We start from the raw sequence: 14,097 nt of genomic DNA, 5'->3' as shown, positions 1-14,097 counted from the left end.
ATACTGCCTGGGTCAGGATTGCTGCGAAAAGTCTTCATTTGGGGAAAATCTCCAGCAATCGTGGCGCTATCTTGTCCAGTGGGCGAACTTCCACGGCGGCATCGATGGCCGCTGCCGCTTTCGGCATTCCGTAGACCGCACTGCTTTGTTGGTCCTGAGCGATGGTCATGTAGCCCTGTTGGCGCATGAGTTTAAGCCCCTGCGCGCCGTCACGCCCCATCCCTGTGAGCAAAACACCCACGGCATCGCCGTTCCAGTAACTGGATACGCTCTCGAAAAACACATCGATCGAGGGCCGATAGATCTCGTTGACCGGTTCGGCGGTGTAGGCCAGCGTGCCGTTTTTCAACAAGCGAATATGGTGGTTGGTGCCCGCCAGCAACACGGTGCCGGCCAATGGGGGCTCGCCTTCCTGGGCCAGGCGCACCTTCAGGCCGCTGGCGCTGCTGAGCCATTCGGCCATGCCGGCGGCGAACACCTGGTCAACATGCTGCACCAGCACGATGGCAGCCGAAAAATCTTTTGGCAGGCCTTTGAGCAAGACTTCCAGCGCCGCAGGACCGCCTGCAGACGAGCCAATCGCGACCAGTCGCTGGCGTGAAGCCGAACTGCGCAGCGGGCTGGGGGCCGGTCGCTCCCGGTTGCCCTTGTCACCAATCAGCCAGCCGATGTTCATGATCTTGCGCAACAATGGCGCCGCCGCCTCTTGGGCATTGCCCGCACCGAGGGCCGGGGTGTCGACCACGTCCAGCGCGCCGTGGCCCATGGCCTCGAACACCCGGTGCACGTTCTGCTGCCGGTCGACCGTGACGATGACGATGGCGCAGGGGGTTTCGGCCATGATCCGCCGGGTCGCCTCCACGCCGTCCATCACCGGCATGATCAGGTCCATCAAGATCAGGTCCGGGGTATTTTCGGCGCAACGCTGCACCGCCTCGGCGCCATTGCCGGCGACCCAGACCACTTCATGCGCCGGTTCGAATGCCAAGGCGCGGCGCAGGGCCTCCACCGCCATGGGCATGTCGTTGACGATGGCTATTTTCATGCCCGCGCTCCTCCTATGAGCTCAACCACTGCATCGAGCAGGGCGTCGTCATGAAAACTGGCTTTGGCTAGATAATAGTCGGCTCCGGCGTCCAGTCCACGACGACGGTCCTCTTCGCGATCTTTATAGGACACCACCATAACCGGCAGCGATTGCAGGCGATTGTCCTGGCGCAACAAAGACACCAGTTCGATGCCGTCCATGCGCGGCATATCAATATCGGTAATCAGCAGATCGAAATCCTCCGAACGCAGGGCGTTCCAGCCATCCATACCGTCGACCGCCACGGCCACGTCGTAGCCGCGATTGAGCAGCAACTTGCGCTGCAACTCCCGCACGGTCAACGAATCGTCTACCACCAGAATCCGTTTGCGCGCCGCCTCGATGGCCTGGCTGCCTTGACGAGCAATCCGCTCCAGACGCCCAGTATTGAGCAGTTTGTCCACCGAGCGCAGCATGTCTTCGACGTCGACGATCAGCACCACCGACCCATCGTCGAGCAAGGCCCCGGCGGAAATGTCCTGCACCTTGCCCAGACGTTCGTCCAGCGGCAAAACGACCAATGTCCGCTCGCCAATAAACCGCTCGACTGCCACGCCGTAAATTGCCTCGCGCTCGCGGATGACCACGACTTTCAGGGTTTGTTGACTGCTCGGGCTCGCAGGCCGCTGCAACAACTGACTGGCGGCGACCAGTCCGACATGCCGGCCTTCGTGCCAGAAGTGCTGGCGCCCTTCGACCTGAACGATGTCCGCCGCCTCCAGATCACACATGCGCTCGATGTGCGCCAGCGGAAAGGCGTACGCCTCGTCACCGACTTCCACCACCAGACTGCGCACCACTGACAGCGTCAGCGGCACCTCGAGGTGAAAACGGCTGCCCTCGCCCGCCGTCTGCTCCAGCACCACCGCGCCGCGCAACTGACGGACCATGTGCTGAACCGCGTCCAGGCCGACGCCGCGCCCGGACACTTCAGTCACCTTGTCGCGCAGGCTGAAACCGGGCAGGAACAGGAACGTCAGCAGCTCTTCTTCGCTTAACTGGGCGGCGGTTTCGGCTGGGGATAGCTGCCGCTCGATGATGCTGCGGCGGACCTTTTCCAGATCGACGCCGTGACCGTCATCGCTCAACTCCAGCACCAGCAGACCCGCTTGATGGGAAGCGCGCAGCCGAATCAGGCCTTCTTCAGGCTTGCCGGCCAGCAAGCGTTGTTCGGGGGACTCGATACCGTGATCGACGGCGTTGCGCAGCAAGTGCGTCAGCGGCGCTTCGAGCTTTTCCAGGACGTCGCGATCAACCTGGGTTTTCTCGCCCTCGATCTCCAGCCGCACCTGTTTACCGAGGCTGCGACCGAGGTCGCGGACCATGCGCACTTGTCCGCTCAATACGTCGGCAAACGGCCGCATGCGACAGGCCAGCGCGGTGTCGTACAACACCTGCGCCCGTTGACTGGCTTGCCAGGCGAACTCATCCAGTTCGGCGTTTTTTTCCACCAGCAATTGCTGGGACTCGGCCAGCAGCCGCCGGGCATCGCTCAGGGCTTCCTGGGCTTCGAGGCTCAAGGCATGTTCCTTGAGGTGGACGTTGAGGTTTTCCAGCGCCCGCAGGCCATTGTTCTGCATTCGCTTGAGGCGCTGCATCGTGGCCAGGTGCGGCTTGAGTCGCTGGGTTTCCACCAGGGATTTGCTCGACAGGTCGAGCAGGCTGTTCAAGCGTTCGGCCGTGACGCGCAGCACGCGTTCGCCGCCTTCGGTGGTGCGCCGGTTTTTTTTCGGTGGTTCTGCGGCTGGCGGTTCGGCAACCGGAACCAGCTCCTCGACCTTTGGTGCGAGCGCTTCGGGCTCGAACTCGGTGATGAACGGCGCTATCGGCGTGCTGATTGGCATGGCTAACGCCAGCGGATCCAGCAACCGCGCCATCAGCGCCACATAGGCCTCGATGTCCGCCGTCCCGGGATTGTTATTCGGTGTCGCGATGCGCATCAGCAAATCGGTGCCTTGCAGCAAGGCGTCAATGTGCTCGGGCCGCAAGTACAGGCGCCCTTCCTGCGCACTGACCAGGCAATCTTCCATCACATGCGCGACGCTCACGCCGGCATCGACCCCGACAATCCGCGCCGCGCCTTTTAGCGAGTGGGCTGCACGCATGCACGATTCGAGGTGATCGGCCTGGGTCGGATCGCGTTCAAGCGCCAAAAGGCCTGCGCTCAGCACTTGGGTCTGGGCTTCGGCTTCGAGGCTGAACAGCTCCAGCAACGAGGCGTCGCGCATTTGCTCGGGGGTCATGTGAGGCTCCGGGTCACGGCGGACAACAGCTGTTCTTCATCCAGCCAACGCAGGCTGCGACCTTTGAATTGCAACACGCCCCGGGTGTATTTGGCACTGGCCTGGGTGCCGGACTGCGACGCGGCATCAAGGATGCGCTCGTCGATGGCGTGAATCCCGTCCACTTCATCCACCGGCACCACCACCGGCCCGCCGTGGGCAGCGATGATCAGCATCCTCGGCATCACCCGGGCACCAGACGCCACGCTGCCGGTGCCATCGAGCCCGAGCAGCTCCACCAGCGACAAACACGCCACCAAAGCACCGCGCACGTTCGCCACGCCGAGCAGAGCCCGGGAGCGCTGGTGCGGCAAGGAATGAATCGCTTGCAGCGGCGCCACTTCCACCAGACTGCGGGTGGCCAGGCCCAGCCATTCTTCGCCGAGACGAAACATCAGCAGCGAGCGGGTTTTCACGTCGATTTCGGCCGCCGTCGAGACCTGCTCGTGATCGTCCTGTTGCAAGGCATAGCGGTCGAGCAAGCGCGTGGCAGCGGCGGAATACACCGCGCAGTTGCGGCAATGAATGTGCTCGATCAGCAGCGGGCAGGACTTGTCGCCGTGGATACCGATACGGTTCCAGCAGTCGTCGATGGCCTGGGCATCTTCATGGGTGACGCTCAAGGTGTCGGCGGCCTTCATCGTTTACGCTCACTGTCGGCGGTGCGCTCGCTGCGGGCGGCGCGGTCTTGCAATCTTTTCGCACCCGCCGTATCGCCCTGGGATTGCAGCAAGGCTGCCAGGTGCATCAACGCGTCGGGGTGTTGCGGTTCGAGGTATAAGGCCTTGCGATAAAAACCCTGGGCTTCGAGGACTCTGCCGGCGACATCGCTGAGCAGCCCCAACCAGTAAAACACCTGGGCCACCGGTTCGTGACTGCGCAAATAACGTTCGCAGGCCGCGCGGGCATCGGCGCTTTTGCCTTCATTGGCCAGCGCGGCGATGTTCGCCAGCAGTGCGGCAGCATCCGAGGTTTTCGGGGTGACGGTCGGTGGCGTAATGGGTGTGAACGGGCGATTGCGCACGGGTGACGGTGTGACGCTGCGCACCGGTTGACGCACCGGCAGCGGTGTTGGGACGAAGGCTGGCAGAGGCTCGGGCACAGGTGCGCTTTGCCGGCTGAACGCAAAAGACTGCGGGATGCCAATCGAGCGCATGCCGAAACGACCGAGCAAACTGCCTTCGGCCGGGCCGATAAACAGCACGCCGTCGACATGCGTCAGGCGTTTGAGCACTTCGAAGACTTGCTGCTGGGTGGGCAGATCGAAATAGATCAGCAGATTGCGGCAGAACACAAAATCATAAGGCGGCTCGCTGGCCAGCAACGCCGGATCCAGCAGATTGCCGACCTGCAAACGCACCTGTTCAAGCACTCGCTCGCTGAGGCGGTAGCCGTCTTCTTCGGCACTGAAATGCCGTTCGCGAAACTCGATGTCCTGGCCCCGAAACGAATTCTTGCCGTACAGCGCACGCCTGGCTTTTTCCACCGACAGCGGGCTGACATCCATGCCTTCGACCTTGAACTGATGCGGTTTGAGTCCGGCATCGAGCAAGGCCATGGCGATGGAGTACGGCTCCTCGCCAGTGGAACAGGGCAGGCTGAGAATCCGCAGCGCGCGCATATTGTTGATGTCGGCCAAGCGTTTGGTGGCCAGTTTCGCCAAAGTGGCGAAAGATTCCGGGTAGCGGAAAAACCAGGTTTCGGGAACGATCACCGCTTCGATCAACGCCTGCTGTTCGTCCTGCGAGCCTTGCAGCGTGTGCCAATACTCATCGGCCGTCATCGCCCTGGAAGCCGTGCTGCGCTGGCGTACCGCGCGCTCGATGATCGCCGGCCCCACCGACGTCACGTCGAGGCCGATGCGCTCCTTGAGGAAATCGAAAAAACGCTGATCGCTGCTCATCGCCGTTCCTCCAGCAGCGCCAGGTCCAGCGGTGGCGAAGGAAACAGCAGCGCGCGCACCTGATCATCGAGCAGATCGGCCACCCGCACCCATTGCAGCAAGCCCTGGGCATCTTCACGAACCGGCCCCAGGTAGGGCGCCCGGCGATTGTCCAGGCCATAGGGTTTAAAGTCCGCCGGGTTGCAGCGCAAGGTATCGGTGGCTTGCTCCAGAATCAGCCCGAGCAACTGTGAAGGCGTCTCCTCATCCGGCCAATAGTGCACCAGTACCAGCCGCGTACTGGTGCGGGCTTGCGCCGGTTGACCAAAGGTCAGCGCGCTGAGGTCGATCACCGGCACCACCGCGCCGCGATAGGCGAACACCCCGGCGACCCAGTCCGGTGCCTTGGCAATCGGCTTCAACGGCAGGCGCGGCAGCACTTCGGCCACTTCGCGCGCCTGCAAGGCATAACGCTCGTTGCCGATGCGAAACAGCAGAAACAACGCGTGTTTTGCCGGCATCACCGCGCCGCGTTTGACCACAAGTTCGCTCATCAGACTTTGAATCGCGAGACGCCGCCCCGCAGCCCCACGGCCACCTGGCTCAGCTCGTCAATGGCGAAACTGGCCTGGCGCAAGGACTCGACGGTCTGGCTGCTGGCATCGCCCAACTGCACCAGCGCATGGTTGATCTGTTCGGCGCCGGTGGCCTGCGCCTGCATGCCTTCGTTGACCATCAACACCCGCGGCGCCAGCGCCTGAACCTGGTGGATGATCTGCGACAGCTGCTCGCCGACCTGCTGCACTTCGGACATGCCACGGCGCACTTCTTCAGAGAATTTGTCCATGCCCATGACCCCGGCCGACACCGCCGACTGGATCTCGCGCACCATCTGCTCGATGTCGTACGTGGCCACGGCAGTCTGGTCCGCCAGACGCCGCACTTCGGTGGCGACCACGGCAAACCCACGACCGTATTCACCGGCCTTTTCAGCTTCGATGGCGGCGTTCAGCGACAGGAGGTTGGTCTGGTCGGCGACTTTGACGATGGTCACCACCACCTGGTTAATGTTGCCGGCCTTCTCGTTGAGGATCGCCAGTTTGGCGTTGACCAGATCGGCCGCGCCCATCACCGAGTGCATGGTCTCTTCCATCCGCGCCAGGCCTTGCTGCCCGGAACCGGCCGCTACCGAGGCCTGATCGGCGGCGGTGGAAACTTCGGTCATGGTGCGCACCAGATCGCGAGAAGTGGCCGCGATTTCACGGGACGTCGCGCCGATTTCGGTGGTGGTGGCGGCGGTTTCGGTGGCGGTGGCTTGCTGTTGCTTGGAGGTGGCGGCGATCTCGGTCACCGACGTGGTGACCTGCACCGAGGAGCGTTGGGCCTGAGACACCAGCGAGGTGAGCTCGGCCATCATGTCGTTGAAGCCGGTTTCCACCGCATTGAATTCGTCTTTGCGCTCCAGGTTCAGACGGCCGCTGAGGTCGCCGGTGCGCATGATTTCGAGGATCTGCACAATCCGGTTCATCGGCGCCATGATTGCGCGCATCAACAGCAAACCGCAGAGACCGGCGGCTAACACGGCGACCAGCAGGGAAACGCCCATGATGATTTTGGCGGTGACCACGGCGTCATCGATGTATGCGATGTCCTGGTCGGCCACCGCTTTGTTTTCGCGCAGGATGTCATTGAGCTTCATTCGACCAGCGCTCCAGGCCGGAGTCAGTTGCTCGTTGAACAGCTTGATGGCGTCGGCCTCTTGATTGCGCTTGTGCAAGTCGAGCACCGCGGCCAGGAGCTTGCCGTACTCCGCATGGAGTTTTTCGAATGTCGCGAATTCGACCTTGTCTTCCTCTGTAGTAACGGTGGCGCGATAGTTACTCATCGCTTCCTGCACACGCGCTTCGTAGCTTTTGAAGTCTGCGGCGTCTTCGGCACTGATGCCCTGCCCTTCCTTCAGGCCCAGCATTTCCTGAATATGGAGAAAACTGTCGACCCAGGCGCCGCGAATCGTCGAGCTGTAATAGACCCCGGGCAACGCGTCCTCACGGACACTGGCTTCGCTGGTTTCAATCTTCAGCAGTCGGGAATACGAGACGACGACCATCAGCAACATGATGGTGATAATCACCGCAAAGCTCGCCAAGATGCGTTGGCGCAACGTCCAGTTCTTCACAGTCAGTCCTCGGGGCGGTTCAAATGCTGCGGAGTATAGCTGAGGGTGTTCCATTTATAAGACAGGTGACATGCCTCTGCCTCCCCCGACGAATACCCGTTGGGTGACTGCATTCGTCAGCCGCGGCAATCCTCAAGAGTTGTTGTCGCTTGCTCGCGGGCTCACCGGCTGCAGCCCTTGTGCCAGACCGGTCTGCAGTCTTCTGTTGATTGTCCTTGCGAGGCTGACGCAGGGCTTTTCCAGCAGGACATAGCTGATGCTCGACAGCGTGAGCGTCGCCAGGACATACAACAGAAAAACACCCACGTTGAATGCGGCCGACAGGTCTGTGGCGTGCGCTGCCCATTCCAGAAAGAAAGGGTGCACCAGATAAACTGAATAACTGATGGTGCCCAGCCAGGCCAGGCTCTTTATTGTCTTGCGGAAAAACAACGTCATGGCGATAGCGCATGCCATTCCGGCCATGTAGCTAATCAAGTAGGCGTAGGGATTTTCGTTATGTCCATAGTCGGCGTTATAGGCGAGCACACAGATAAACGGCAGTAAAACCAGGAATAGCGCTACCCACAAAAAATGTAAAAGCGAACCTGTCTGGTAACAGGCCCCAAACTGGCGTCTCGCCAAAAACTGCCTGGCAATTTCCAAGCATTGTTCCGAAACTTATGTATTGAGCAACGTGACATTGAATACAGGAGTCGTTATCACCTCACCGACTCCTGTTATTTTTTCAGCTCGGCTGACTAGACATCCTCTACCGCCTCAGACTGCAGAGATGCCGGACTGATAACCGAGATCGAGTTAGACAATACGTTGGCGACATACACAAACTCACCAATACCATCAGCCGCAACATCGTATGGAGACGATCCAACATCCCAGCGCGTAATCTCTTCAAATGTTTTGGTGTCGAAAACACAAACCACGTCTTGTGAGTGAAGACACACGTACGCATGCAGACCGTCAGGGCTTAGCGCGACGGCAATAGGCGAACCTCCAAGAGCAACTGTCAAAACCACCTGATTTTCGACCAGATTAACAATTGAAAGAGTATGATCTAACTGATTACATACCCAGAGGAAACAGCCATCTTTCGAGATAGCGATATCAAATGGTTTTCTTCCAACTGTTATAACGCCGACAACTTTCAGATCGGCAGCATTAAACACCGTGATTTCGCCTTTCTCTTCCCCTGACAAGTAAATCTTGGGCTCAGTCGGACTAACGGCAACCGCTAATGGAGTGCCACAGTCCCAAATCGAGTGAACCTCTTCCAAAGTTTTAGCATCTAACACGACAAGCTGGGGCAATCTACGCCGAACAAAATAGATGTGTTTCCCATCCGGACTGTACGCCACCGACAAATCGGAACCAACACATGGAGTAGCTTTTATAAACTCCAACGTAACAGCGTTAAAAAGCGAACCGCCGTTCTGCCAACATGCAATGAAGCGCTGACCATCCGGACTAACTGCTATAGCTCTAACCGCCCTATCGACTTCGAGCACTTTTATTACCGAAGAAGTTTTTACATCAATTACCGATATTGCACCTTTACCGTCAGTATCGTGACAGACGAATGCACGCGTCCCATCCGGACTGAAACCAACGGAGATAGGTCTCTCGCTGACAGCGATTTCGGGATGTTTACCCGTATTGGTTAAGGCACTGATGCTGTTTTCAGATAGTGAGTTAGCGATCATGGTAATGGCTCCTGCCAATGGTTTTGACAGGAACATTGAATGCCCGAAACAAGATATCCGGCTACTGTCAGATCTGACAGTAGCCGCCGTATTCCGATGAGTGGTGACAATGAATATTCAACGCGATACAGATGTCTGCAGGTGTCCGGATCGGCCTACATGGCAGCCTGTCGCACCTGCTTCTCCAACTCCGCCTTCAACCCCGGCTCCAGCTTCAACTGCCGCGCCAGTTCATCCAGGTAGGACTTCTCCATGAAACTCTCCTCATCCACCAGCATCACGCTGGCGATGTACATCTCCGCAGCCATTTCCGGCGTGCTGGCAGCGCGCGCCACTTCCGTCGGGTCGAGCGGCTTGCTGAGTTCGGCGTGCAGCCACTGCTGCAATTCCTGATCGTTGTCGAGTTTGGTGAATTCGCCTTCTATCAATGCCCGCTCGCGCTCATCAACGTGGCCATCGGCTTTGGCCGCGGCGACCAACGCTTTGAGAATCGCCTGGCTGTGCAGTTCTACTTGGGCCGGAGGCAAACGATCGAGTGTCTGCGGCTCAGTCTTCGGCGCAGTGCCCTGCTGGGCCTGCCAGTTGCCGTAAGCCTTGTAAGCAATGACGCCAAGCGCCGCGAGGCCACCGTAGATGGCGACTTTTCCGCCAACGTTGCGGGCCTTTTTGCTGCCGAGTAACAGGCCCATGGCGCCTGCGGCCAATGCACCACCGCCCGCCCCCGAGAGCAAACCGCCGAGGCCGCCCGAACCACCGCTGCCACCGAGCAATCCGCCCAATCCACCGCTGGACGCTTTGTTCTGAGCGCCGCCGGCCTTGTTCTGCATCAGGTCCTGACCGGACTTGAGTAGTTGATCGAGCAATCCACGCGTATTCATTTTGCCGCCTCCACGAAAGGGGTTAACCGGACACTAAGGCCACCAGCCTAGAACGAAAGTGCCCGGCGACCGGGGAAGAGAGTGCTTCTGAATGTTGCCTGGAAAAACCTGGCCATCGATAAAAGCGATATACACTCAAGCGAATCTATAAAAACCGCCCACCGGGTAATTCCCCATGATGACCTTGCGTCAGATTCGTCACTTCATCGCCGTGGCCGAGACCGGCTCGATCTCCGCTGCCGCGCAAACCGCGTTCATATCCCAATCGACATTGACCCTGGCGATCCAGCAACTGGAAGAGGAGATTGGTGTCGGCCTGTTCAACCGACATGCCAAGGGCATGAGCCTGACGCACCAGGGCCATCAGTTCCTGCGCCAGGCACACCTGATTCTCGCCACTGTGGACAACGCAAAACGCAGCCTGCAACAAAGCACCGACCAGGTCGCCGGCCAGTTGATCATCGGCGTGACCAGTCTGGTGGCCGGTTACTACCTTGCGGATCTGCTTACTCGTTTCCAGCGTGCGTACCCCAACGTCGAAATCCGCGTGATGGAGGACGAGCGGCCGTACATCGAGCATTTGCTGGTCAGCGGCGAAATCGATGTCGGCGTATTGATCCTTTCCAACCTCGAAGACCGCCACGCCTTGCAGACCGAAGTGCTGACTCACTCGCCCCATCGCCTGTGGTTGCCGGCCCAGCATCCGCTGCTGGAACACGACAGCATCAACCTCGCCGACGTGGCCCGTGAGCCGCTGATTCAGCTCAACGTCGATGAAATGGACCGCAACGCCCAGCGCATGTGGTCCGCAGCCTCGCTGCAACCGCGCATCACCCTCAGAACAGCCTCGACGGAAGCCGTTCGAAGCCTGGTGGCCGCAGGACTGGGCGTATCGATCCAGCCCGACATGACCTACCGCCCATGGTCTCTGGAGGGCGACATCATCGAAGCGCGGCCGATTGCCGACCTGAGCCAGACCCTCGACGTCGGTCTGGCCTGGCGTCGTGGCACGGCGCGCCCGGCGTTGGTGGACCCGTTCTTGACCGTCGCCCGCGAGCAACCCCACGGCGGGCGCAAGCCATCTATTTAATCGAACGCCACCTTCAGTATTTAGAATTTGTCGACCTCGGGCCCGCGCACTAGTCTTGGTACATCAATAAGACGGCCGGGCCCCAGTCACAGGGAGCACCATGGCCACACAAGAAAAGAGAACCCGAAAAATGGCTGGCGCGCAGACCCCGTTGTTCACCGCGTTGTTGATCGATGGCGAATTGGTCGCGGGCCAGGGTTTTGTCGAACCGATCCTCAACCCGGCCACCGGGGAAGTGCTGGCCCACATCGCGGAAGCCAGCACCGAGCAAGTCGAAGCCGCCATCCTCGCCGCCCACCGCGCCTTCGCCGGCTGGTCGCGGACCACACCGCAGCAACGCTCGAACCTGTTGCTGGACATCGCCAACGCCATCGAAAAACAAGCCGACCTCCTCGCCCGCCTCGAATCCCTGAACTGCGGCAAGCCGTTGCACCTGGCCCGTCAGGACGACTTGAGCGCGACGGTTGACGTGTTCCGCTTCTTCGCCGGTGCCGTGCGCTGCCAGACTGGCCAGCTTAGCGGCGAATACCTGCCGGGCTACACCAGCATGGTCCGTCGTGATCCGATTGGCGTGGTCGCTTCGATTGCGCCGTGGAACTACCCGATCATGATGGCCGCGTGGAAAATCGCCCCGGCCCTCGCTGCCGGTAACACGCTGGTGTTCAAACCTTCCGAACACACGCCGCTGTCGATCCTGGCCTTGGCGCCCGCGCTGGCCGAGATCCTTCCTCGTGGCGTAATCAACATTGTCTGCGGCGGCGGTGAAGGCGTCGGCAGCCACTTGGTCAGCCATCCGAAAGTGCGCATGGTGTCGTTGACCGGCGATATCGTCACCGGGCAAAAAATCCTCCAGGCCGCTGCAAAAACCCTGAAACGCACGCACCTTGAGCTCGGCGGCAAAGCACCGGTCATTGTCTGCAACGATGCGGACATCCAGGCCGTGGTCCAAGGCGTACGCACTTACGGTTATTACAACGCCGGCCAGGATTGCACCGCGGCTTGCCGAATTTATGCACAGGCCGGGATTCACGACCGCTTGGTGGCTGAACTCGGCGCGGCGGTCAGCAGCCTGCGCTTTGCCGGTAAACGCGACGCCGACAACGAAATCGGCCCGCTGATCAGCACCCGCCAGCGCGACCGCGTGGCCAGTTTCGTCGAGCGTGCCCTCGGCCAGCCACACATCGAACGGGTGACCGGCGCGGCGGTGCATTCCGGCGCCGGCTTCTATTACCAGCCAACCTTGCTGGCCGGTTGCAAACAGAACGATGAAATCGTCCAGCGCGAAGTGTTCGGGCCGGTGGTTACCGTGACCCGCTTCGATGAACTCGAACAAGCCGTGGACTGGGCCAACGACTCGGAATATGGCCTCGCCTCGTCGGTCTGGACCCAGAACCTCGACAAGGCCATGCAGGTCGCGGCGCGGTTGCAGTATGGATGCACCTGGATCAACAGCCATTTCATGCTGGTCAGCGAAATGCCCCACGGCGGCCTGAAGCGTTCGGGCTATGGCAAAGACTTATCCAGCGATTCGCTTCAGGACTACAGCGTGGTGCGGCACATCATGGCGCGCCACGGACAGCATCTCTGACTACGCTAATAACAAGCCGCTAACGGCATGCTTCACCACGTTCACAACTGCCCCGACCATAATTAAAGAAGAGGGAATTCCCATGTTCGTGCACAAGACCGCACTGCTCAGTGCAATCACCACCGCGCTGTTGGCCAGCGCCAGCCTCCAGGCCGCTGAACCGCTGAAAGCCGTCGGTGCCGGCGAAGGTCAGCTGGATATCGTGGCGTGGCCCGGCTACATCGAACGTGGCGAAAGCGACAAGGCGTACGACTGGGTGACCGGTTTTGAAAAGGAAACCGGCTGCAAGGTCAATGTGAAGACCGCGGCGACTTCCGATGAAATGGTCAGCCTGATGGCCAAGGGCGGTTATGACCTGGTGACCGCATCGGGCGATGCCTCGTTGCGGTTGATCGCCGGCAAGCGTGTGCAGCCGATCAACACCGCGTTGATCCCGAACTGGAAGAACATCGACCCTCGTCTCAAGGATGGCCCGTGGTACGTCGTCAATAACCAAACCTACGGCACTCCGTATCAGTGGGGCCCGAACGTGTTGATGTACAACACCAACGTGTTCAAGACGGCACCGGACAGCTGGAGTGTGGTGTTCGAAGAGCAAACCCTGCCGGACGGCAAGTCCAACAAGGGTCGGGTTCAAGCCTATGACGGCCCGATCTATATCGCCGATGCGGCGCTTTATCTCAAATCGAAACAGCCGGAGCTGGGCATCAAGGACCCGTACCAGCTCAACGAAGTGCAATACAAAGCGGCGCTGGACCTGCTTCGTAAACAGCAGCCTCTGATCCATCGCTACTGGCACGACGCGACCGTGCAAATGAGTGACGTCAAGAACGAAGGCGTCGTGGCGTCCAGCACCTGGGGCTACATGGTCAACGGTCTGGTGGCGGACAAGCAGCCGGTGGCCTCGGTCATTCCAAAGGAAGGCGCAACAGGTTGGGCCGACACCACCATGCTGCACGCCGACGCCAAGCACCCGAACTGCGCTTACAAGTGGATGGACCATTCGCTGCAACCCAAAGTCCAGGGTGACCTGGCCGCCTGGTTCGGTTCGTTGCCGGCGGTTCCTGAGGGTTGCAAAGCGAGCGAGCTGCTCGGTGCCGAAGGTTGCAAAACCAACGGCTTCGACCAGTTCGAGAAGATCGCCTTCTGGAAAACCCCGCAGGCTGAAGGCGGCAAGTTCGTGCCGTACAGCCGCTGGACCCAGGACTACATCGCGATCATGGGCGGTCGCTAGTCCCTTGTAGCAGCTGCCGAGGAACGAGGCTGCGTTGCGTGTCCGCAGGACCGCCCTCGGGGGCCGCTGCGCAGCCCAACGCAGCCTCGTTCCTCGGCAGCTGCTACAGATCGCTCCCACAAGATCACCGCAAAATCTGTGGGAGCGAGTCGGCTCCGACGGCGATCCGACGATGCTTTT

At 60.2% G+C, this 14,097-nt stretch carries 11 protein-coding genes and 2 pseudogenes; 3 read left to right on the top strand and 10 right to left on the bottom strand.

The window, feature by feature from the left end:
• Positions 1-34: 34 nt before the first annotated feature.
• From cheB to ACYZTY_RS03980, 10 genes and pseudogenes are all read right to left on the bottom strand, one after another.
• Entirely contained in the window at positions 35-1,045 is a 1,011-nt protein-coding gene (gene cheB / locus ACYZTY_RS04025) for a chemotaxis-specific protein-glutamate methyltransferase CheB (protein WP_461957394.1), read from the bottom strand.
• Complete coding sequence (locus ACYZTY_RS04020; RefSeq protein ID WP_461957393.1) at positions 1,042-3,330, bottom strand: response regulator; 2,289 nt, start codon at positions 3,328-3,330, stop codon at positions 1,042-1,044. The genes cheB and ACYZTY_RS04020 overlap by 4 nt, the downstream gene beginning before the upstream one ends.
• Positions 3,327-4,010: a chemotaxis protein CheW gene (locus ACYZTY_RS04015; protein ID WP_461957392.1), complete on the bottom strand. Its 684-nt coding sequence runs from the start codon at positions 4,008-4,010 to the stop codon at positions 3,327-3,329. Before ACYZTY_RS04015 ends, ACYZTY_RS04020 begins: the two co-directional genes overlap by 4 nt.
• Entirely contained in the window at positions 4,007-5,272 is a 1,266-nt protein-coding gene (locus tag ACYZTY_RS04010; RefSeq protein WP_461957391.1) for a CheR family methyltransferase, read from the bottom strand. The genes ACYZTY_RS04015 and ACYZTY_RS04010 overlap by 4 nt, the downstream gene beginning before the upstream one ends.
• Positions 5,269-5,805 (bottom strand): chemotaxis protein CheW, encoded by a 537-nt coding sequence (locus tag ACYZTY_RS04005; RefSeq protein ID WP_461957390.1) that lies wholly within the window; start codon positions 5,803-5,805, stop codon positions 5,269-5,271. The genes ACYZTY_RS04010 and ACYZTY_RS04005 overlap by 4 nt, the downstream gene beginning before the upstream one ends.
• Positions 5,805-6,980 (bottom strand): annotated as a pseudogene (locus ACYZTY_RS04000) (methyl-accepting chemotaxis protein); the annotation flags it as partial. The gene ACYZTY_RS04005 and the pseudogene ACYZTY_RS04000, both read right to left, overlap by 1 nt.
• Positions 6,960-7,367 (bottom strand): annotated as a pseudogene (locus ACYZTY_RS03995) (MCP four helix bundle domain-containing protein); the annotation flags it as partial. The pseudogenes ACYZTY_RS03995 and ACYZTY_RS04000, both read right to left, overlap by 21 nt.
• Before the next feature lie 192 nt (positions 7,368-7,559).
• Entirely contained in the window at positions 7,560-8,072 is a 513-nt protein-coding gene (locus tag ACYZTY_RS03990; RefSeq protein ID WP_461957389.1) for an acyltransferase family protein, read from the bottom strand.
• Between the two features lie 95 nt (positions 8,073-8,167).
• On the bottom strand, positions 8,168-9,127 hold the full coding sequence (locus ACYZTY_RS03985; RefSeq protein ID WP_461957388.1) for a YncE family protein: 960 nt from the start codon (positions 9,125-9,127) through the stop codon (positions 8,168-8,170).
• A 155-nt stretch (positions 9,128-9,282) separates the two neighbouring features.
• Complete coding sequence (locus ACYZTY_RS03980) at positions 9,283-10,005, bottom strand: tellurite resistance TerB family protein (RefSeq protein WP_461957387.1); 723 nt, start codon at positions 10,003-10,005, stop codon at positions 9,283-9,285.
• A gap of 175 nt (positions 10,006-10,180) precedes the next feature.
• On the opposite strand from ACYZTY_RS03980, the gene ACYZTY_RS03975 reads away from it, so the two are divergent.
• The 3 genes from ACYZTY_RS03975 (at position 10,181) to ydcS (ending at position 13,917) form a co-directional block, all read left to right on the top strand.
• The gene (locus tag ACYZTY_RS03975; protein WP_027924928.1) at positions 10,181-11,095 is read left to right on the top strand and encodes a LysR family transcriptional regulator; all 915 of its coding nucleotides are present in this window, start codon (positions 10,181-10,183) and stop codon (positions 11,093-11,095) included.
• A 130-nt stretch (positions 11,096-11,225) separates the two neighbouring features.
• On the top strand, positions 11,226-12,683 hold the full coding sequence (locus ACYZTY_RS03970; RefSeq protein ID WP_461959248.1) for a gamma-aminobutyraldehyde dehydrogenase: 1,458 nt from the start codon (positions 11,226-11,228) through the stop codon (positions 12,681-12,683).
• A gap of 82 nt (positions 12,684-12,765) precedes the next feature.
• Complete coding sequence (ydcS, locus tag ACYZTY_RS03965) at positions 12,766-13,917, top strand: putative ABC transporter substrate-binding protein YdcS (RefSeq protein WP_461957386.1); 1,152 nt, start codon at positions 12,766-12,768, stop codon at positions 13,915-13,917.
• Positions 13,918-14,097 lie beyond the last annotated feature (180 nt).

It is taken from the genome of Pseudomonas sp. LB1P83 (assembly GCF_054897885.1).
Note: the sequence above shows the minus strand (reverse complement) of the source record. Positions and strands in the feature narration are given on the sequence as shown.

What these genes read in the sequence shown, in the direction of transcription:
- cheB (WP_461957394.1), bottom strand. Translation starts at nt 1,045, where the DNA reads ATGAAAATAGCCATCGTCAACGACATGCCCATGGCGGTGGAGGCCCTG.
- ACYZTY_RS04020 (WP_461957393.1), bottom strand. Translation starts at nt 3,330, where the DNA reads ATGACCCCCGAGCAAATGCGCGACGCCTCGTTGCTGGAGCTGTTCAGC.
- ACYZTY_RS04015 (WP_461957392.1), bottom strand. Translation starts at nt 4,010, where the DNA reads ATGAAGGCCGCCGACACCTTGAGCGTCACCCATGAAGATGCCCAGGCC.
- ACYZTY_RS04010 (WP_461957391.1), bottom strand. Translation starts at nt 5,272, where the DNA reads ATGAGCAGCGATCAGCGTTTTTTCGATTTCCTCAAGGAGCGCATCGGC.
- ACYZTY_RS04005 (WP_461957390.1), bottom strand. Translation starts at nt 5,805, where the DNA reads ATGAGCGAACTTGTGGTCAAACGCGGCGCGGTGATGCCGGCAAAACAC.
- ACYZTY_RS03985 (WP_461957388.1), bottom strand. Translation starts at nt 9,127, where the DNA reads ATGATCGCTAACTCACTATCTGAAAACAGCATCAGTGCCTTAACCAAT.
- ACYZTY_RS03980 (WP_461957387.1), bottom strand. Translation starts at nt 10,005, where the DNA reads ATGAATACGCGTGGATTGCTCGATCAACTACTCAAGTCCGGTCAGGAC.
- ACYZTY_RS03975 (WP_027924928.1), top strand. Translation starts at nt 10,181, where the DNA reads ATGATGACCTTGCGTCAGATTCGTCACTTCATCGCCGTGGCCGAGACC.
- ACYZTY_RS03970 (WP_461959248.1), top strand. Translation starts at nt 11,226, where the DNA reads ATGGCTGGCGCGCAGACCCCGTTGTTCACCGCGTTGTTGATCGATGGC.
- ydcS (WP_461957386.1), top strand. Translation starts at nt 12,766, where the DNA reads ATGTTCGTGCACAAGACCGCACTGCTCAGTGCAATCACCACCGCGCTG.